Below are 16,809 nucleotides of genomic sequence, written 5' to 3'. Positions count from 1 at the left end.
GAAAGGTACGGTGTTCGCGTGGCAACGGAGCGTGCACAGGAGAAGCGACAGTTCGGGCACCGCGCCCGGCTTGCATTGACCCCTGCACAGATCCGGCTCGTCGACACCCAGGCGCACGCCGCCCGTACGACGTGGAACCTCCTGCACGACTGGTGGACGATGCTGCCGAAGGGCAAGCGCACGCTTGCCGCGGCGGACGCCGCGATCCGCCAGGCCCGCAGGGACATCGACTGGCTCGCGGCCCTTCCCGCCCAGGCCGCCCAGGCGGTGTTGAAGACGTACTTCCAGGCGTGGAAGAACTGCTGGGACGGCCGGGCCGAAGCGCCGAACTTCAAGGCGCGTTTCCGCACGGTGATGAGCGTGGACGTCCCGCAGGGTCGCGACCTCCAGATCAAGCGCGTGCACCGCCGGTGGGGCATGGTCAACGTCCCCAAGATCGGCCGCGTACGCTTCCGCTGGACCAAAGACCTCCCCATCGGCAAGACCGCCAGCATCGACAACAAGCTCACCGGCGCCCGGCTGGTCAAGGACGCGCTCGGCTGGCACATCGCCTTCCGCGTCCAGACCCTCAACGCCGTGCCCGAGCCGCACACCGGTCCCGAGGTCGGCATCGACGCCGGAGTCAACATCCCCCTGGCCCTGTCCGACGGCAACCACCAGGACCACGGTCGCCCCGCCCGCCTCCCGGACGGCACCGCCGACCGGGACAAGTGGCTCAACCCCGACGAAAAGACCAAGCTGCTCCGCCTGGAACAGCGGGCCGCGCACCGCAAGAGGTTCCGCAAGCCGGACCGGAAAACGTCCAACCGGCTGAAGCGGACCTATGACCAGATCGCAAGCCTCCGCGCGACAGCCAAGCGCAGGGCGAGTGACTGGCAGCACCGGACCACCACCCACCTCGCCCGTACCTACGGCGTGATCGTGGTGGAAAAACTGGACATCCCGAACATGGTCAAGAGTGCCAGAGGCACCATCGAGAACCCGGGGACGAACGTCGCCCAGAAGTCCGGCCTCAACCGTTCCATCAGCCAAGAGGCGTGGGGACGCACCGTGACGATGCTGACGTACAAGGCCGCCCGCCACGGCGGCACCCTGCACAAGGTTCCCGCCCCCGGCACCTCCCGGCGCTGCTCGATGTGCGGCTTCACTACACCGGGCAACCGGGAGTCCCAGGCCGTGTTCGTATGCAAGAACGAAGACTGCGGCTGGTCCGACAACGCCGACCACAACGCAGCCCGGAACGTCTTGCACCTGTACCGGATGGGCCACGCGCTCGTCCCGGCTGCCGGAAGGGCAGTCGGCAGGCGCCCACGAGGCGTCAAGCCCGCCACCGCAAGGTAGGAGGGAATCTCCCGGCTTCAGCCGGGAGAGCACTTCAAGGCGGCTGGGTCACCACGGAGGTGCGTGGGCCGTGCAAGGGCGCCCCGGGCACCCAACTGTGGTGAGGCGGTGACGGTGAGTACCGTCGAGTCCGGGTTCGCGGTCGTCTCCATCTCGCCCAGGGCGTCGGGCACGAGGAAGGGGCGACCCCCGATCAGGGTCGATGCCGAGCGCCTTGTGGCGCCTGCCCGGCGAACGCGGCCGGGCACGGCGCCGGCCACGGAGGCACACTTCAGTCCCCACCTTCGGCCGGCGGTCAGCGCGGCGGTCTCAGCCACGGGGGAAGCGAGTCCCCGGCACCGGGACCGGCACCGTAGGAAGCCGGGCGGGTCAGGGAGGGCCGCCCGGGGCCGGGGCGGGACTCAGCCGGGAGCTTCGCCGCTCGTGGCCGCCTCGGCGGCGGCGACGGCGAGGGGCAGCGGCGGCAGGCGCCCTGCCGGTGCACCCGGTCGCGTTCCAGAAGGACCTCCACTCGCGCCCGGACGTCCTCCCGCGAGCTGTCGAGCAGGCCCCGCAGGAGACAGGGGGTGCCGCGGAGCGCGCTGAGAGCGGTGCCGCGGACGCCGGGGTCCGGGTCGTCGGCGAACGGCGGGAGCGCGTCATCGGGCAGGGCGTCGAGCATGCGCAGGGCGGACAGGGCGCGGGCGCGGACCCCGGCGTGCGGGTGACGGAGGAGGGGGTGCAGCAGGGCTGCGTCCGCGGGGTACCCCTGCTCGGCCAGGCCGAGGACCGCGGTCGGAACGACGGTGGCCGGGTCTGCGCACAGGGTCTGATAATGCGCGCGGAGGTCGTACCCCTCCGTCAGGAGTTCCCGGCAGGCCGTCACGCGCACGCGTCCGGAAAGGTCCGTCAGGTGCCGGGGCAGTTCGTCGCCGCGGCCGGCATGGCGCAGTCGTCCCACGGCGGCGGAGCGCACGAAGGTGTCCCGGGCGCAGAGCAGGCGGTCGAGGACCGCGTCCCCTTCCGGGTGGGCGAGGACGGCCGCGCAGGCGTGGCGCCGGATCTTCCGGTACCGGTGGGTGGCGGCGAGAGTGGCGAGGTCGTCGGCGGTCAGGAAGCCGGTCTCCACGGCGGTGGCGAAGGTGCTGAGGCGGACACCGTAGGCGCATTCTCTGTCGAGGTGGGCGGAGAACCGGGCCCTGGCGTCGTCCAGGACCGCCCGCTCTCCGGAGGCGAGCGCCAGTCGTATCGCGGTGCGCACGCCCAGCGCACGCACGCCCTCGTCGCGGTCCTTTTCCGCCAGCGCCCAAGCCCGCTCCATGGCCGGCAATCCGTACATGGCGGCCGCCGTCAGGCCGGCGAGCCGGGACTCCCGGGTGCTCGTCAGGAGGTGGGTGAGCGCCTCGTCGGACAGTGCGCCGGGGCGTCCCGGGAGGGCTTCCCGCGCCCAGGCGCCGTACCGCCTCCGCATAGCCACCAGGAGGGCCAGTGAGGCCAGTTGACGCGGCAATGGCTTGTCGCAGTCGTCGAGCACACGGTCGAGGACGGTGCGGGCGAGGGTCCGCACACGTGCGTCGGTGTCCGCGCTCCGGATCAGGACGAGCGGCAGGACGGAGGCGGGCAGTTCCGCCGACTCCTCGAGGGCCAGCGCCGCCGCACGCATGCGGGGATCCCCGTGACAGAGGCCCAGAGCGATCTCGGACTCGGTCGGCGGAAGGCTCCAGGATGGGGCTCCTGTCCCGCTTGGGCCCTCCTGCCAGTACGGGGCCAGGTCCCAGTCCGCTGTCTCCCGTGCACTCACCGACCGGAAGCCGACACGTACCCAGGAAGTCGACCTCCCGCCGCGGAACGCCTTGTCAGAGGTGGCCCGATGGACACGTCTGTCGAGCCGGATCCAGTCCTCGGCCTCGCCGGCCCCAAGCGCGGACTGCACGCCCTTGCCGTGGAGCAGTCGCTCGGCAGGGGCGTAGAGCTTGGTGGGGCCGAGCTCGTACGTTGTCATGCCCGACTGTAGCCCGGCCGCCCGCCGTTCCCGCCAGCGGATTCCCAGGACGGACGAGGGCGCTCTGCTGCCGCTCACCGCCCTCCGGGGCATCACCCGCCGCGAGGGCCGTGGCTTCGCCACCTGGAACCCGCGCGAGACCCACCTGCGCGGCCTCGGCGTCGTGGGTCAGCCGGGCCCGAGCCGGCCCGTCGGCCAGCCTCTTGCGCAGTTCGGCCAGCGCCGAGTCCGTTTCACACTCCGCCACTCGAAGTGGTGAACAACCGGGGGCCGTGGAAAGCGTTTACACGGTATGCATCGCACACGTCGCGCCGCAGCCGCTCTGCTGCTCGCTCTTGCCACTTTCGCCTACTCGGCTCCCGCGCAGGCTGCCGCAGCGCCTCCGGCCTGTACTGAGGAGGGCTTCTTCGCCGATCCTGACGATCAGTCCAAGTTCTATCGCTGCGTGAACATGAACGGCGACGGCGAGGAGCTCACTCGCTTCGACTTCCAGTGCGGCCCGGGCACGCTGTTCCACCCCGAACTGGTGGCGTGCGTCCACCCGTGGCAGATGCCTTTCAACGAGGCGTCCGAAAACTCCTGAGGGCAGGCATCGCGGCGGCCGGGAAGGTGGCTCCTCCGCCTCCGCAGTGGTGTCCGCGTCCTCGCCCCGCCCGTGTTGGCGAGAACCTGCCCGGCAGCCGCGCCTGCGGGCAGCGGCCGCCGGGCCCGTGAAAGCGCCGCCGGGCGGGTCCGCGGGCGACCACGGGTCTTGCGGGTGGTGGACGCCCTCCCCGATCGTCGTCCCATGGGGATACTGACGACCTGCCTGATCTCGCTGGCGGCCGTGAACATCGCGATGTGGCTGATCCGATCGTGGCGACGCTCGGTCGAAGCCCGAGCGGTCGCGCAGGTGCGGGCCTGGCCGGGCCTCGACATCTATCACGCGGAACTGCTGAGCTCCGGGCAACGGTTGTGTTCCACCGACCACCAACCCGGCGACCTCGAACGCAACTCCTGTCGCGCGGCCGCTGTGGCCGTCCGCCTGATGCGACAGGAGGGCCTGATCGACGAATCCACCATGAAAGTGGTCCCGGACGCGGTCGAACCGACCCACCCGGTCACCGCGGCCGCATTCCGTTGCATCGACCAGTCCTACATCAACCCCAGTGAGCTGCGCACCGGGGACGTGGGCCGTGACTCCGACTTCCAGGCCGCCGTCCGTGCGCACCTCAAGGAGCTCTTCGTCCACGCCCCCACCACCCGCCGCCACCCGGCCACCACCACCGTGCAGGCAGCCATGTGGACCTACGGCATCGGCGCGGCGGCACCGGCCGTACACGTCTACCTTCTGCTCAGCAGTTCCGCGCCCGGCGACCCGGACACCGCGAAGGGCTCGTTCGTGGTGGCCTTCCTTGTCTTCGTGGTGGCCCTGATCGTCCTCACCGCCCAGGCGGGCAACACCTGGCACCCCCTGGAGGACACCGGGGTACCCGCCGGCCTCAGGGAACTGTCCCCGCCACAGCAGAGCGATCTTCCACCGGCAAGGGGGTGAACCAGCGCCGCGATCGCGGGCCGGGGGGAGATTTGAGGGATGGATCGGCTGGGGCAGCGTCATGATTTTTCTTCTCACCTCGCGGCGCGGCCGATGAGTTTGTGGCTTTCGGCCGGTCCAAGCTCATGACAGTCTGGAATAGGAGATCGCCATGTCGGAGCTTCTCGTCGACTTCATCACCTCCCTTGACGGCTATGCATCAGGAGAGGGCTGGCCCGGGTTCTGGGGCCTCGAGGGCCCGGAGTACCTCGCATGGCTCGGCGAGCAGCCCGAGGTCACCTACCTGATGGGAGCGAACACCTACCGCCTGATGTCGGGCTTCGCCTCAGGCGAGGTCCCGAAAGGCCAAGACGAGTTCAGGCCCGAGGAGGAGGCGTCCGTCGACGAGCTCACACAAGCGTCCAAAGTGGTGTTCTCCTCCTCACTCGAGGGACCCCTGACGTGGGCCAACTCCACACTGGTCCGTGACGACGCCGTTGAGGCGGTCCGCTCCATGAAGTCGAGCGGCTCCGGGCTCCTCAGCACGATCGGCAGCCTCAGCCTGTCCCGGTCCCTGCTACGAGCAGGACTCGTCGACCGCTTCCGGGTCGTGATGTTCCCGGTGATCACCGGAGCCACGGGCGAAGAGCGCATCTACGACGGCTATCCGGACGTCGCCCTGGAGATGATCGAGCACCGCACCTTCGACGGCCGCATCCAGCTGGTCGAGTACAAGCCCCGCGTCCTCGAGCACCCACCGCTCGGTGCCCCTGCGTGACGTCGCCCCCTTCCGAGATCCTGACTGGGCCAATGCCGTCCGGTCATGCCACTTGCCGTACAGCTGCGGTCCGCACCTAGCCGCAGCGCCTTGGCGTCGGCGTTTCGGCCAATCCGCCGTGGACGCGGACGCTTGCGCGGCAACGGTCGGTGCACTGCGCGCCTTGAGACAACCGCTCATCCCCGGGGTCCGCAACGCGTCCGAAAGAGCCGGTGTTCGACATGAGGGCTGCGTCGTTGAATACGGCGACGCCACCATCACGTCCACGGGGGAATCGCATTGTCGTCAGCCGAACAAGACACCGGCAAGGTCGAGAACGTGTCGGAGGCGGCAGCCGCGAATGGCGCCGACAGCACCCAGCCGACCGAGCCGGTCAACGCGTCCGCGATTATCCACGACGGCCAAGGCCGCTACCTGCTCCACCTACGTGACGCCAATAAGCCGTGGATCTGGGAGTCGGGCTGCTGGTCGCTGCTCGGCGGCGGCCGGGAGCCGCAGGACCGCACCCCCCTCGACACGGTCCGTCGGGAGCTGCGCGAAGAGGCCGGCCTGACCCTCCCGTGCCTGGAGCCGTACGCGGTGGAACACGTCACCGGCGCCGACGGAACCCGCGTGCCGATCCAGTTGTTCTCCGGACGCTGGAACGGCGACCCGACCCGGCTCTCCCTCACCGAAGGCGTGATGCTTGCCTGGGTGCGGCCCGAGAAGTTCCCGTACATGACAATGTTGCCGTCGACCAGGACGTTGCCGGAGCGGCACGCCGCCGAGCACCCCGCGCCCGCCGACGAATCCGCGCAGGCCGCAGGGGCCAAGTCGATGGAGGCGCCGGCCGGGACCGTACTGAACGTCGTCGGCGTCCACCTCTACCTGGAACGCGACGGCCAAGTCCTGCTGGGCCTGCGGCACCACGACTCGGCGTATGCGGGCGGATCCTGGCACGTACTGGCGGGCCATTGCGAGGCTGAAGCCGCAACCGCATGTCTCGTGCGGGAAGCGTTTGAGGAAGCGGGACTTGTGATCGACCCGGCCGACGTCGACCTGGTCCACACCGTGCACATGAGGGATCAACCCACTTCCCCGCCCCGGATCCAGCTCTACTTCCGCGCCCGCCACTGGGTAGGCACACCGGCGCTGCGGGAGCCGGACAAGTGCGTGGCCTGGCAGTGGTGGAGCGCCAAGGACCTGCCTGAGCCGATCGTCCGCTACACCCGGGCCGCGATCGAAGGCATCCAGGCCGGCCGCGTCTACACGGAACTGGGATGGGAGCGCTGACCGGAGCGCTGCAGGCGGCCGCCGCGCTGTGGTCTCCCCTCCCCCCGTCCGCCGCCTCATCAGGATGCCCGCACCGCCTCTCGCAAAGGACGGCCCTCATGTCCCCTGATCTCCAGGTCACCGACGCGAGCAGCCGGCGTGCCGCGCTGGTCGAGCGACTCACCTCCGCGGGCGTGCTCACCGACCCGCAACTGCGCGATGCCCTGCTCCGCGTGCGTCGCGAAGTGCTGCTGCCCCACGCCTACGTACGGGTCAGCGGCCCGGGGACCGAGCCGATCGACTGGCGCCTCCTCGACGGCTCCCACCCCGAGGACCGTCAGGAGTGGCTCGACCTGATCCACGGCGACGAGTCGGTCCTGCTCCAGCGCGACGGCGAACCCCTCGACACGCTCACTCGCGGTCCGGTGACCGGCGGCCGCATGACCTCCATGTCGACCTACACACCCGCCACCATCGAGGCCCTCCAGTTCCTTGGGCTCGCGCCGGGTCTGCGCTACCTGGAGCTCGGACCCGGTCCCGGAGTGTCCCTCGCGCTCGCCGCCGACATCACCGGCCCCGGGCTCGCCACCGGCGTGGAGCGGGACACGCACATGGCTGCCTTCGTGCAGCGGAACCTCCACCGGCTCGGCATCGACGCGGCAATCGTCGAGGCCGACGCGCTCGACGGGCACGAGGCCCGGGCACCGTACGACCGGATCCACTCCGGCATCGGCGTGCCGTGCGTCCCCTTTGCGTGGGTGAAGCAGTTGGCCCCCGGTGGACGGTTGCTGTCCACGCTCGCGACCCGTACGCCGAGCTGGCCCGGCCAGCTCCTCGTCACCCGCTCGGACCGGGGACGGGTTGAAGCTGTCCTCCGTGGCAGGCCGCGGGGATACCGGCCGATGCGGGGATACCGGTGGCTGTCCGCCCTGGAGCACCGTGCCCGCATCGAGGCCGACCCGGGCACGGCGCGACCCACCCGGCTCGTGCCACCGTCGGACGACGCCTATGGCTTCTGGCTCGCCGCCGCCTACCTCGCACCCGGTCTGGTGAGGGACTTCCAGGCCCGGACGCTGACGATCGTCGCCCCCGAGGACGACTCCTGGGCCGTGGCAGGCCCCGGCGACGGGACTGTTCGCGTCCACGGGCCGCGCGACGTATGGGCCGAACTCGAAGACCTCCACGTCCGCTGGCAGGACGCCGGCCGGCCGAACGCGTACCAGGTCGACCTCACCGACGGCACCGGAGCCCAGACAGTCACATCCGGCCCGGGGCCGCAGGCGCTGACCTGGACGCTGCCTCCCCTCGCCACCGTCCCCCGGCCGACGCCGTGACCTCGCCGCGTAGACCGCAGGTGCCTCGCACACCAGCCGTTCGGTGAACAGGAGTGCCGATGCCCCACACTCGACTCGGCGAAACTGCACCTGCACGGGAAGCGGGATCCTCTCGGGCGCCCGGGTCGCACCCCGGCACTCTGGACGACGAGCAGGTCGGGGGCGCCAGGTCCAGTGGGCCGCTTCTTCAGGTGTCCGGATGACGTGGTGGCGCCGCCTGGGCCGGTGTGATGTCCGGCAGGTAGTGACGGGCGAAGAGGGTGGCAACCAGGTCTCGGCGGCTGCGGACTCCCGTCTTGTCGAACACCGCCTTCAGGTGGTCCTGGACCGTGTGCGGTGACAGGCCGACACTGCGGCTGATGTCGGCTGTCGTCCGCCCCCGCAGCACCAGGGCCGTGATGTCCCTCTCGCGAGGGGTGAGCCCGTACGCTGCGACGATCAGCGCGATGTGCTCGGTGGGACCGGCCCGTTCGACAACGACAGCGGTGCGGGCAGAGGCCGCAGCGGGCTCGTGCAGGCGCCAGGCGTGCAACCGTATCCGCCCGTGCCTGCGGCTGTGCATCCATGAGGTGCGGGAGGCCGCAGCTCCCGCACCCTGCACCGCCGCTGCCAACGCGTACACCGCGGGAGGCAGTCCGCTGCCACCGGGTGGCACGGGGTCGTCGAACCACGTGGCCACGGTGGGCGTCCCATGGACCACCTGGTGGTCGCTGTCCAGCAGTACCAGTCCCGGCGCCGGACCTGCCGTGCTCTCCTCGGCGAGCCGCGTCAGGTGCAGCCGGCGCAGCGCGTCCCCCAGCGGCTGGGCCAGCGACGCCGCCACGGTCAGTTCCGGGGAGCCGAACGGGGGCGCGTCGTCCGCGCGGCCCATGATCAGGGCGCCCCATGCGCCGTGGCGGTCGCGCAGCAGCACACGTAACTCGTCGCGGAAGCCGAGGGGCCGCATGATGTCGCGGTAGCGGGGACTGAGGTCGAGGTTCCCGCTCGTCTCCCGGCTGAGCAGGCCCACCGGCGTCCGTCTGGCCGCCAGGTCCGACAGGTCGTTGGCGTCCCCCTCGCGGTACTCGATGTCGAGCATGCGCGGCATCATGGCGGGGGGCAGGCCGTCTCGGTAGTCGCCGCCGGTGTTCATCAAGGTCTGCGGATCCACGGTCAGACAGGCACAGATGTCGAACCGCAGAGCAGGCCGTATGACGCGTTTCACCGCCCCGAAGAACTCCTCGACACTCCGCGCGGACTGCGCCGCCCGTGCCGCCGTGTCTCCGATCCTGCCGGCCTGCGTCGTTCCCCCGTGGCGCCTCATGGTCCGAGGCTAAGCGTGTACCACGGTTCCCGGGCCCGGTTCGCACAGGCGTCTGTGCCTCCGCTTACCGTGCCCGGGAACTGCCGGTGTCCGATCCGAGACGTCCGGTGGACGCCTCGGTCCGGGTCAGCGGTTGTTGTGCAGGACGAGGTTGAGCTTCGCCCAGTCCTTGCCGCCGTTCTCCCCGTTGCGCAGCGTGATCTCACTGACCGTCGAGGTCTGGCCCGCGGGGACGTAGCGGTTGAAGTTGTACTCGGCGTCGAGGTCGGTGTTGGTGTCGTTCGTGCCCTCGTAGAACTGCAGCGTCACATGGATCCTGACTCCGCCGGTGCTGTCCGTCTCCGCGGAGACGTGCTTCTCCACACGGATCTCACCCCCGCACGTGGTCTCCCACCACACCGACGGTGTGCGGACCTCGTTCACCCAGCCCTCGGAGGCGACGTTGCCGCTGCAGTACGTACCGGCGGCGAAGATGCCTTCGTCGTCGCGGATCGTGTACGTGCCGGTCAGCGCGATGTTCCGCCACACGGAGGCCGTGGCCGCGCTGCCCGCAGCGGACGGCGTCGCAACAGCGGCCGGAGCTCCCGCCACCATCAGGCCGGCGGCGGTCGTGGCCGCGGCCAGCATCCCGACGGCCTTTCTTCGCATGGACATCTCTTCCCCCTCGTTGTCGTGACCGAATGCGCCGGAGGCTGCTCGCCTCCCCCGGCCGGGTAAAGAGTGCCGCAGCCGGCCGGCGCATCCCATCCCAGATGTCTGGGGGGTCTCACTGTTGGGGGTCGTGGGTGAGCAGCCGAAGCCATGGCAACTGCCCTCTCACCGTGCGGTGTTCCTGGATGGCCGTGGCTGCGCCATCTCCCTGAGGGTGTCGGCGACGGCGCGGGCGCCGGGTGCTCCGGGTTCGATGAGGGTGTAGTGGCCGGTGCCGGGAAGGACGACCGTCCTGAGGTCCCGGTGCACGGCCGCGTAGTCGCTGAACTGGGTGAGCGGGACCTCCTCGTCGGCGGCGCCGTGGAGCAGGACGGTGGGGACGCCGGTGGTGCCGGCGTCGCGCAGCAGGGTGAGGGGGTCGACCTCGGGCAGGCGTGCGGTGAAGTGCTCCTCGCCGCCTAGGAGTTGCAGGGCGGCGTCGTCGCTGAGGCGGTCGCGGCGGGTGGCGGTGAGGTCGGTGATCGGCGCGAGGGCGAGCACGCTCGTCGGCAGGGTACGGGTGTGCCAGCGGGAGCCGGGCGGCAGCAGGCCCCGGGCGGCGCACCACAGGGCCAGGTGCCCGCCGGAGCAGTGACCCGCCAGGACGTAGGGACGCCCTTCGGGCAGGGTGTCCACGATGCGGGCGACGTCGTCGAAGGTCTCGGGATGGCCGCCCGCGCCGCCGGACCGGCGGAAGCCGGGGAGCAGCACGTCGAACCCCTGTGTGGAGAGCCACGCCGCGAACGGGGTCAGGTGCATCCGGTCGTAGCGCCAGTATCCGCCGTGGAGCAGGATCACCAGCGGGGCGTCGGGGTCCTCGGAGGGCCAGGCGTCGTAGGAGTGGTGGGGGTGGTTCCCGTAACGGCCGCGCACCGGTGCCAGGACCGGCTTCAGGCTCAGGACCCGCTGCTCCTCCTCGGCCGCGAAGGCGGAGATGGTCCTAGACGTCACCGCGCACCTCCCACAGGTCGGGGAAGACCGGCCGGGCCGCGCGCTGTTCCAGCCAGGCCAGGCCGGCGGATCCGGCGCTGCCCGTTTTGGCTCCCATGGCACGGCGGACCACCAGGACGTGGTCGTACCGCCAGCGGGTGACGAGTTCGGCGATGTCGGTGAGCAGTTCGCCCAGGGCGAGGTGGGGATGGTGCTGCGGTCCGGTGTAGACGTGCCGCCAGGTGTCCACCACGCCGGGGTCGCCGTCGTAGGGGCTGGTGACGTCCCGCTCGCGGACGTGGCGCGGGACGGGCAGGCCCTGGCGGTGGAGGTGGGCCAGCACTTCGTCGTACAGGGACGGTTCGCGGTAGGTCTCGGCGAGCGCCTCGTGGACGGCGGGGTCACCGCGGTGGGAGCGCAGCAGCCCGGCGGACTTGTCGCCGAGGAGGAACTCCATGTGCCGGTACATCGCCGACTGGAAGCCCGACGCCCGGCCGAACGCGGCGCGGAAGCCGTTGAAGCGGGCAGGGGTCAAGGCTGCGATGGGCGCCCAGGCGCCGCTCAGGGCGGTCAGCGCACGGCGGCTGCGCTCCAGCGCGTCCATGGCGGCGGGCAGGTCGTCCTTGGCGAAGGCCACCTTGGCGGTGCGCCACTCGTGCACGATCAGGGTGAACCACAGCTCCATCACCTGGGTGGTGACGAGGAACCCCATCTCGTCCGGGGCCTCGGTGAGCGGTTGCTGCAGGGTGTTCAGGACGGACGCGTGCACGTACGCGTCGTAGGGACTGGCGCCTTCGAAGGGGCGGGTCAGGGCGTCGTCGGTGACCGGCCCGTCGAGGGTGGTCGTGCTGTCGTTCATCACATCTCCCAGGGGTGCGGACGGGTCACACACCGAGGTGGGCGCCGCCGGAGGCGTCGATCCACTGGCCGGTCACCCAGCGGGCTTCGTCGCTCGCGACGAAGGAGACGACGTCGGCGATGTCCACCGGGTCGCCGAGCCGGCCGAACACCGAGGCCTCGGAGTAGCGGCGCCGGATCTCCGGGACGGCGAGGGTCGGGTTGATCTCCGTCTCGGTGTAGCCGGGTGCGACGGCGTTGACGGTGATGCCGCGGGGGCCCAGCTCCTGGGCCAGGGAGAGGGTGAGGTAGTCGAGGGCGGCCTTGGTCATGGTGTAGGAGACGATCGGGGGAAAGGCGACGCGGGTCGCGACGGAGGAGATGTTGACGATCCTGCCGCCGTCCCGCAGGCGGTCCAGTCCGCGCTGGATGATGAAGAACGGCGCCTTGGTGTTGATCGCGAAGACGCGGTCGTAGTCGTCCTCGGTCACCTGGGCGATCGGGCGGGGGACGGTGATGCCCGCGTTGTTGACGAGGATGTCCAGGCCCGTGGGGGCGTCCTGCTCCGCCAGGGCCGCGTCGAAGGCGGACCACAGGGTGTCGGCGTCGCCGGGGACTCCGAGTTCGGCGTGGACGGGGAAGGCGCGTCCGCCGTCGGCCTGGATCTCCTTGACGGTCCTCTCGGCGGCCGTGAGGTCGTGGCCGTAGTGGACGGCGACGAGGGCGCCCTCGCGGGCGAGGCGGTGGCTGATGGCTCTGCCGATGCCCCGGCTGCCTCCGGTGACCAGGGCGGTCTTCCCCGTGTGGCGGGCGCTGGCGGTCATCGTGGGTCTCCTTACGCTGAGGGGGTCTGGCGGGGGGTCGGGCGTCGGCATCGAACGTGGTCGCGGGGTGCGCGTCAGGCGTCGAAGTCGAGGGTGATCTCGGGGGTGCGGGGCCGGGCGCGGCAGACGAGGGTGTAGCCGGCGGCGCGGTCCCGTTCGTCCAGGGCGTGCTGACCGTCCGCGGTCACCTCTCCGGACAGGACCTTCGCGCGGCAGCTGCCGCACACGCCCTCACGGCAGGCGTACGGCACGTCGGGGTGACCGCGCAGCAGTGCGTCGAGGAGGACCGGGTCGTGGGGCAGCACGGTGGCGGCACGGCGGCGCCCGTCGAGCAGTGCGGTGACCCGGTACTCCCCCGCCGTCGGGGCCCGTCCGGCCGGCGGCTGCGGCTGCGGCTGCGGCTGCGGCTGCGGCTGCGGCTGCGGCTGCGGCTGCGGCAGGGTGCCGTCGGCGGTGAACAGTTCCCAGCGGACGAGGGCGGCATCGGCTCCGAGATCGGCCAGGACGTGCCGTGCGGTGGCGATGAGACCGGGGGGTCCGCACAGGGCGAACGTGGTGTCCGGGCCAGGCCGGGCGTCCACGGCCGCGAGCAGGCGGCCCAAGGAAGACGCGTCCAGCCGCCGTGCGAACGGGCCGCTCCCCCGGTCCTCCCGGGTCAGTACGTACAGGACGGTGAGACGGTCGAGGAACTCGTCCTTCAGCGCGGCCAGTTCGTCGGCCAGTACGGCGTCGGCGGAGGTGCGGACCGAGTGGACGAGGCTGACGCGGCAGGCGGGGTCCCCGCGCAGCGCCCCGGTGGCCATCGGTGCCAGCGGGGTGATGCCGGTGCCGGCCGCGAGGAGGACGTGGTGGGCGCCCGGCAGCTCCGGCAGCGCGAAGGTGCCGGTGGGCGGGGAGACGTCGAGGCACTCTCCCGGGGCGAGCCGGGTGGTGGCGTGCTCACCGAAACCGCCGGGGCCGGACCGCTTGATCACCAGGCGGAGCGCCCCGGGTGTGTGCGGCGGCGGGCAGATCGAGTAGCTGCGCCGCAGTGCGGTGCCGGCCCGGCGGTGCCGGACGACGACGTGCTGGCCGGGGTGGTGGGCGAACACGTCGCGCAGCGCGGTGGGCACGTGCAGGGTGACGGCGACCGTGTCGGCGCTCAGCTGACGGACCTCGGTGACGTCGAGGGGGTGCCAGCCGGTGCGGCGGGGCGGACCGGCCGGCGCCGCGTCGAGGAGGGCGGGCGGGGTGGTGTTCACGGTCGGCCTCGCAGCGCGGGCGGGTGGGGAAGGGTCACGGTCGTCCTCACAGCGCGGTCAGGTGGGGGAAGGGCTCGCGGCACGCCGTGCACCACAGCACCGACTGGCAGCGGGACGGCCCGAAGGCGCTGTGCGGCCGGGTGGCCCGGGAGCCGCAGTGCGGGCAGGGCACCGCACCCAGTGCGACGGGCACCGGGCCGTCGGGCGCCGGGGTCACGGGTGGGGCGATGCCGTGTGCGGCGAGTGCGCGTCGCCCGTCGGGGGTGATGCGGTCCGTCGTCCAGGGGGGCGACAGGACATGCCGGACGCGGCCGTCGGGGTGGCCGCAGGCGGCCAGGACCTCCCGCACACCGGCGGTGATCTCGGGCAGCGCGGGGCAGCCCAGGTAGGTGGGCGTGATCTCCACCTCCAGCACGCCGTCGGCGCCGGGGGCGACGGAGCCCACCACGCCGAGGTCGCCGAGGCCGATCACCGGGAGTTCCGGGTCCGGCAGCGCGGCCACCTGCTCGCGCACCTCCTCGGCGGAGAGACGGGCCGTGACCGGTGCGCGCTCGCTCACCAGGTACCTCCCGGGAACTGCCGTCGCACGGACTGCAGTTCGGCCAGCAGCGGCCCGAACTCCTCGGTGTGCAGGCCCGTGCGGCCGCCGGTGGCCGACCAGGTGGGGGCGGGCACGGCGAGTCCCGCCCCGGTGACGACCTCGGTGATCCGTCCGAGCCAGGTCTCCCGCAGGGGCGCCGGTGAGGGCACGGTGCCGGACGCGGCCAGGCGGCGCACCACGTCGTCCTCCTCGAAGAGTTCACCGGTGTAGGGCCACACCCGCTCCAGGGCGTGCCGCATGCGGCGCGCGCTCTCGGCGGTGCCGCGTCCCAGCGTCACCGTCCAGCGGTCGGCGTGCAGCCGGTGGAACGCGACCTCCTTGGCGGCCCGGGCCCCGAACGCGGCGAGTTCGCGGTCGGGGCAGTGCGCGAGGGCCTCGTAGTGGAGGACGGCGTAGTGGGTGTAGGCGAGTTGCCGGGCCACGGTCACGGCGAAGTCGCCGTTGGGGAGTTCGGTCAGCAGGGCGTTGGTGAACTCGCGTTCCGAGCGGGCGTAGGCGAGGTCGTCCTCGGTGCGGCCGGTTCCGTCGAGGCGGCCGGCGCGGGTGAGCAGCACGCGGGCGTGGCCGATCAGGTCGAGGGCGATGTTGGACAGGGCCAGGTCCTCGTCGACGGTCGGCGCGCGGGTGATCCACTGGCACAGTCGCTGGCCGAGGACGAGGGCGTCGTCGCCGAGGCGTGTCAGGTACCGGGCGAGGTCGGGACCGGCGGCGGTCGGCGTTTCGCCCGGCGGGCGGCCGGGACGCACCGCCGTGACGTCACTCGTGGTGCTCACCTTGGGGGCCTTTCTCGGTCAGCGGCGCGTAGTGCTCGGGGTAGCGGTACGGCTTGTGGCGGGCACCCGCGAAGTACGGGTCGCGTTCGTCCGGGGAGGCCGTGTGGACGGCGTCGGAGCGGACCACCCACAGCGACAGGGGTTCGCCCCGGCGGGTGTACAGGTCGCGGGCGGCGGCCAGCGCCGCGTCCGGGCCGGCGGCGCGCACCGACCCCACGTGCTGGTGCGCCAGGCCCCTGCGGGCCCGCAGGAACACCTCCCACGACGCCGGCGCTCCCTCCGGTGCGGCGGTCATGCCGCCGCTCCTCGCGGCTCGTCCGTCCGCGCCGCGTGCGCGACGGCGGCCTCCCTGACCCAGGCGCCGTCCTCGTGCGCGGCCAGGCGGTGCGCGATGCGCTGCCGCGCCCAGTGGGTGTCGTCGCCCAGGGCCTTGCGGTACGTGTCCCAGTCGACGGGCGTGAAGTCGTAGTGGCCGCGCTCCTCGTTCCAGCGGATCACCGGGTCGGGCAGCGTCAGGCCGAGGCGTTCGGCCTGCGGGACGCAGGTGTCGACGAAACGCTGGCGCAGTTCGTCGTTGGTGTGGCGCTTGATGCCCCAGGCCATCGCGCGGCGGGAGACCGCGGCGCCCAGCGCGGCGGTCCGCGCGTCGGCGCCGCCCGCCTCGGTGTCGGGTGGCCCGAACATCAGCGCCACGGCGGGCAGCCACCAGCGGTTCACCGCGTCCTGCGCCATTTCCTTCTGCTCCGGGGTCCCCTCGCACAGGGCGCGCATCAGGTCGTAGCCCTGCCGCACGTGGAAGGCCTCCTCCTGGCAGACGCGGCGCATCGCCCGGGCGTAGGGCCCGTAGGAGGTACGGCACAGGGGTGCCTGGTTGATGACGGCGGCGCCGTCCGTCAGCCAGGCGATGGCCCCGGTGTCCGCCCAGGTCAGCGCGGGATGGTTGAAGGTGGCCGAGGCGCGCTGGCGGCCGTGGTGCAGTGCGTCCAGCAGATCGGCGCGGTCCACGCCGAGCGTCTCGGCGGCGGAGTACAGGTACAGGCCGTGGCCCGCCTCGTCCCCGACCTTGGCGAGCAGGACCGACTTGCGGTGCAGGGACGGGGCCCGCGTGAGCCAGCCGCCCTCCGGCTGCATGCCGATGATCTCGGAATGGGCGTGCTGGGCGATCTGCCGGACCAGCATGCGGCGGTAGCCGTCGGGCATCCAGTCGCGCGGTTCGATCGTGCGGCCGTCGGCGATGAGGGCGTCGAAGTGGGCGAGCAGTTCGTCCTCGTCCGCGCGGGTGGCCGACGCGGTCACCGGGCACCGTCCGTGCGTCCGGCGACCGTCGCGGCGGTGCCGTGCTGCGGGCACCGTCCCGGGGCCCGGACCCGTACCGGCTGCCTGGGCACGCGCATCACTCCTTCGGCTCGGGA

At 71.9% G+C, this 16,809-nt stretch carries 18 protein-coding genes; 7 read left to right on the top strand and 11 right to left on the bottom strand.

Annotation, left to right across the window (positions count from 1 at the left end; translation table 11 throughout):
- Positions 1 to 18: 18 nt before the first annotated feature.
- Positions 19 to 1,341 (top strand): RNA-guided endonuclease InsQ/TnpB family protein, encoded by a 1,323-nt coding sequence (locus IE118_RS27975; RefSeq protein WP_229846960.1) that lies wholly within the window; start codon positions 19 to 21, stop codon positions 1,339 to 1,341.
- A 295-nt stretch (positions 1,342 to 1,636) separates the two neighbouring features.
- Here IE118_RS27975 and IE118_RS27970 read toward each other — a convergent pair whose 3' ends face one another.
- Positions 1,637 to 2,983, bottom strand: coding sequence for a hypothetical protein (locus IE118_RS27970; protein WP_189560852.1), 1,347 nt, complete (start codon positions 2,981 to 2,983; stop codon positions 1,637 to 1,639).
- 337 nt (positions 2,984 to 3,320) lie between these two features.
- Here IE118_RS27970 and IE118_RS27965 point away from each other — a divergent pair, with 337 nt between their 5' ends.
- The 6 genes from IE118_RS27965 (at position 3,321) to IE118_RS27940 (ending at position 8,198) form a co-directional block, all read left to right on the top strand.
- Entirely contained in the window at positions 3,321 to 3,581 is a 261-nt protein-coding gene (locus IE118_RS27965; protein ID WP_189560851.1) for a hypothetical protein, read from the top strand.
- Positions 3,582 to 3,614: 33 nt separating this feature from the next.
- Positions 3,615 to 3,905: a chitin binding peritrophin-A domain-containing protein gene (locus IE118_RS27960; RefSeq protein WP_189560850.1), complete on the top strand. Its 291-nt coding sequence runs from the start codon at positions 3,615 to 3,617 to the stop codon at positions 3,903 to 3,905.
- Positions 3,906 to 4,109: 204 nt separating this feature from the next.
- Entirely contained in the window at positions 4,110 to 4,856 is a 747-nt protein-coding gene (locus tag IE118_RS27955) for a hypothetical protein (protein ID WP_189560849.1), read from the top strand.
- A 151-nt stretch (positions 4,857 to 5,007) separates the two neighbouring features.
- Positions 5,008 to 5,613, top strand: a complete 606-nt coding sequence (locus tag IE118_RS27950) for a dihydrofolate reductase family protein (RefSeq protein ID WP_189560848.1) — start codon at positions 5,008 to 5,010, stop codon at positions 5,611 to 5,613.
- Between the two features lie 279 nt (positions 5,614 to 5,892).
- A complete protein-coding gene (locus tag IE118_RS27945; protein ID WP_229846959.1) occupies positions 5,893 to 6,885 on the top strand; it encodes an NUDIX hydrolase in 993 nt (330 codons plus the stop codon).
- Positions 6,886 to 6,983: 98 nt separating this feature from the next.
- A complete protein-coding gene (locus IE118_RS27940) occupies positions 6,984 to 8,198 on the top strand; it encodes a methyltransferase domain-containing protein (RefSeq protein ID WP_189560847.1) in 1,215 nt (404 codons plus the stop codon).
- A gap of 187 nt (positions 8,199 to 8,385) precedes the next feature.
- Here the strand turns inward: IE118_RS27940 and IE118_RS27935 are convergent, their stop codons facing one another.
- The 10 genes from IE118_RS27935 to paaA form a co-directional block, all read right to left on the bottom strand.
- A complete protein-coding gene (locus IE118_RS27935; RefSeq protein ID WP_189560846.1) occupies positions 8,386 to 9,501 on the bottom strand; it encodes a helix-turn-helix domain-containing protein in 1,116 nt (371 codons plus the stop codon).
- A 126-nt stretch (positions 9,502 to 9,627) separates the two neighbouring features.
- Entirely contained in the window at positions 9,628 to 10,155 is a 528-nt protein-coding gene (locus tag IE118_RS27930) for a hypothetical protein (RefSeq protein ID WP_189560845.1), read from the bottom strand.
- Positions 10,156 to 10,317: 162 nt separating this feature from the next.
- Positions 10,318 to 11,142: an alpha/beta hydrolase family protein gene (locus IE118_RS27925; RefSeq protein ID WP_189560844.1), complete on the bottom strand. Its 825-nt coding sequence runs from the start codon at positions 11,140 to 11,142 to the stop codon at positions 10,318 to 10,320.
- The gene (locus tag IE118_RS27920; RefSeq protein WP_189560843.1) at positions 11,132 to 11,980 is read right to left on the bottom strand and encodes a tryptophan 2,3-dioxygenase; all 849 of its coding nucleotides are present in this window, start codon (positions 11,978 to 11,980) and stop codon (positions 11,132 to 11,134) included. Before IE118_RS27920 ends, IE118_RS27925 begins: the two co-directional genes overlap by 11 nt.
- 25 nt (positions 11,981 to 12,005) lie before the next feature.
- Complete coding sequence (locus IE118_RS27915) at positions 12,006 to 12,782, bottom strand: SDR family oxidoreductase (RefSeq protein ID WP_189560842.1); 777 nt, start codon at positions 12,780 to 12,782, stop codon at positions 12,006 to 12,008.
- A 74-nt stretch (positions 12,783 to 12,856) separates the two neighbouring features.
- Entirely contained in the window at positions 12,857 to 14,023 is a 1,167-nt protein-coding gene (locus IE118_RS27910) for a ferredoxin--NADP reductase (RefSeq protein WP_189560841.1), read from the bottom strand.
- Between the two features lie 46 nt (positions 14,024 to 14,069).
- Complete coding sequence (paaD, locus tag IE118_RS27905; protein WP_189560840.1) at positions 14,070 to 14,582, bottom strand: 1,2-phenylacetyl-CoA epoxidase subunit PaaD; 513 nt, start codon at positions 14,580 to 14,582, stop codon at positions 14,070 to 14,072.
- Positions 14,579 to 15,397, bottom strand: coding sequence for a 1,2-phenylacetyl-CoA epoxidase subunit PaaC (gene paaC / locus IE118_RS27900; protein ID WP_373303234.1), 819 nt, complete (start codon positions 15,395 to 15,397; stop codon positions 14,579 to 14,581). Before paaC ends, paaD begins: the two co-directional genes overlap by 4 nt.
- Positions 15,381 to 15,692 carry a 1,2-phenylacetyl-CoA epoxidase subunit PaaB gene (paaB, locus tag IE118_RS27895; RefSeq protein WP_189560839.1) on the bottom strand — a complete coding sequence of 104 codons (312 nt, stop codon included), beginning with the start codon at positions 15,690 to 15,692 and terminating at the stop codon, positions 15,381 to 15,383. The genes paaC and paaB overlap by 17 nt, the downstream gene beginning before the upstream one ends.
- Positions 15,689 to 16,693: a 1,2-phenylacetyl-CoA epoxidase subunit PaaA gene (paaA, locus tag IE118_RS27890; RefSeq protein WP_189560838.1), complete on the bottom strand. Its 1,005-nt coding sequence runs from the start codon at positions 16,691 to 16,693 to the stop codon at positions 15,689 to 15,691. Before paaA ends, paaB begins: the two co-directional genes overlap by 4 nt.
- Between the last annotated feature and the right edge of the window lie 116 nt (positions 16,694 to 16,809).

Origin of the sequence: Streptomyces pilosus, assembly GCF_014649835.1 — a bacterium.
GTDB lineage: Bacteria > Actinomycetota > Actinomycetes > Streptomycetales > Streptomycetaceae > Streptomyces > Streptomyces pilosus.
The sequence above is the reverse complement of the archived record's forward strand: the minus strand, read 5'-3'. Positions and strand labels throughout refer to the sequence as shown.

Excerpts from the sequence above, each read along its gene's own strand:
- IE118_RS27950 (WP_189560848.1), top strand. The coding sequence starts at position 5,008 with ATGTCGGAGCTTCTCGTCGACTTCATCACCTCCCTTGACGGCTATGCA.
- IE118_RS27940 (WP_189560847.1), top strand. The coding sequence starts at position 6,984 with ATGTCCCCTGATCTCCAGGTCACCGACGCGAGCAGCCGGCGTGCCGCG.
- IE118_RS27965 (WP_189560851.1), top strand. The coding sequence starts at position 3,321 with ATGCCCGACTGTAGCCCGGCCGCCCGCCGTTCCCGCCAGCGGATTCCC.
- paaB (WP_189560839.1), bottom strand. The coding sequence starts at position 15,692 with ATGACCGCCGCACCGGAGGGAGCGCCGGCGTCGTGGGAGGTGTTCCTG.
- IE118_RS27920 (WP_189560843.1), bottom strand. The coding sequence starts at position 11,980 with ATGAACGACAGCACGACCACCCTCGACGGGCCGGTCACCGACGACGCC.
- IE118_RS27960 (WP_189560850.1), top strand. The coding sequence starts at position 3,615 with ATGCATCGCACACGTCGCGCCGCAGCCGCTCTGCTGCTCGCTCTTGCC.
- IE118_RS27915 (WP_189560842.1), bottom strand. The coding sequence starts at position 12,782 with ATGACCGCCAGCGCCCGCCACACGGGGAAGACCGCCCTGGTCACCGGA.
- IE118_RS27970 (WP_189560852.1), bottom strand. The coding sequence starts at position 2,983 with ATGCGTGCGGCGGCGCTGGCCCTCGAGGAGTCGGCGGAACTGCCCGCC.
- IE118_RS27955 (WP_189560849.1), top strand. The coding sequence starts at position 4,110 with ATGGGGATACTGACGACCTGCCTGATCTCGCTGGCGGCCGTGAACATC.
- IE118_RS27930 (WP_189560845.1), bottom strand. The coding sequence starts at position 10,155 with ATGTCCATGCGAAGAAAGGCCGTCGGGATGCTGGCCGCGGCCACGACC.
- IE118_RS27935 (WP_189560846.1), bottom strand. The coding sequence starts at position 9,501 with ATGAGGCGCCACGGGGGAACGACGCAGGCCGGCAGGATCGGAGACACG.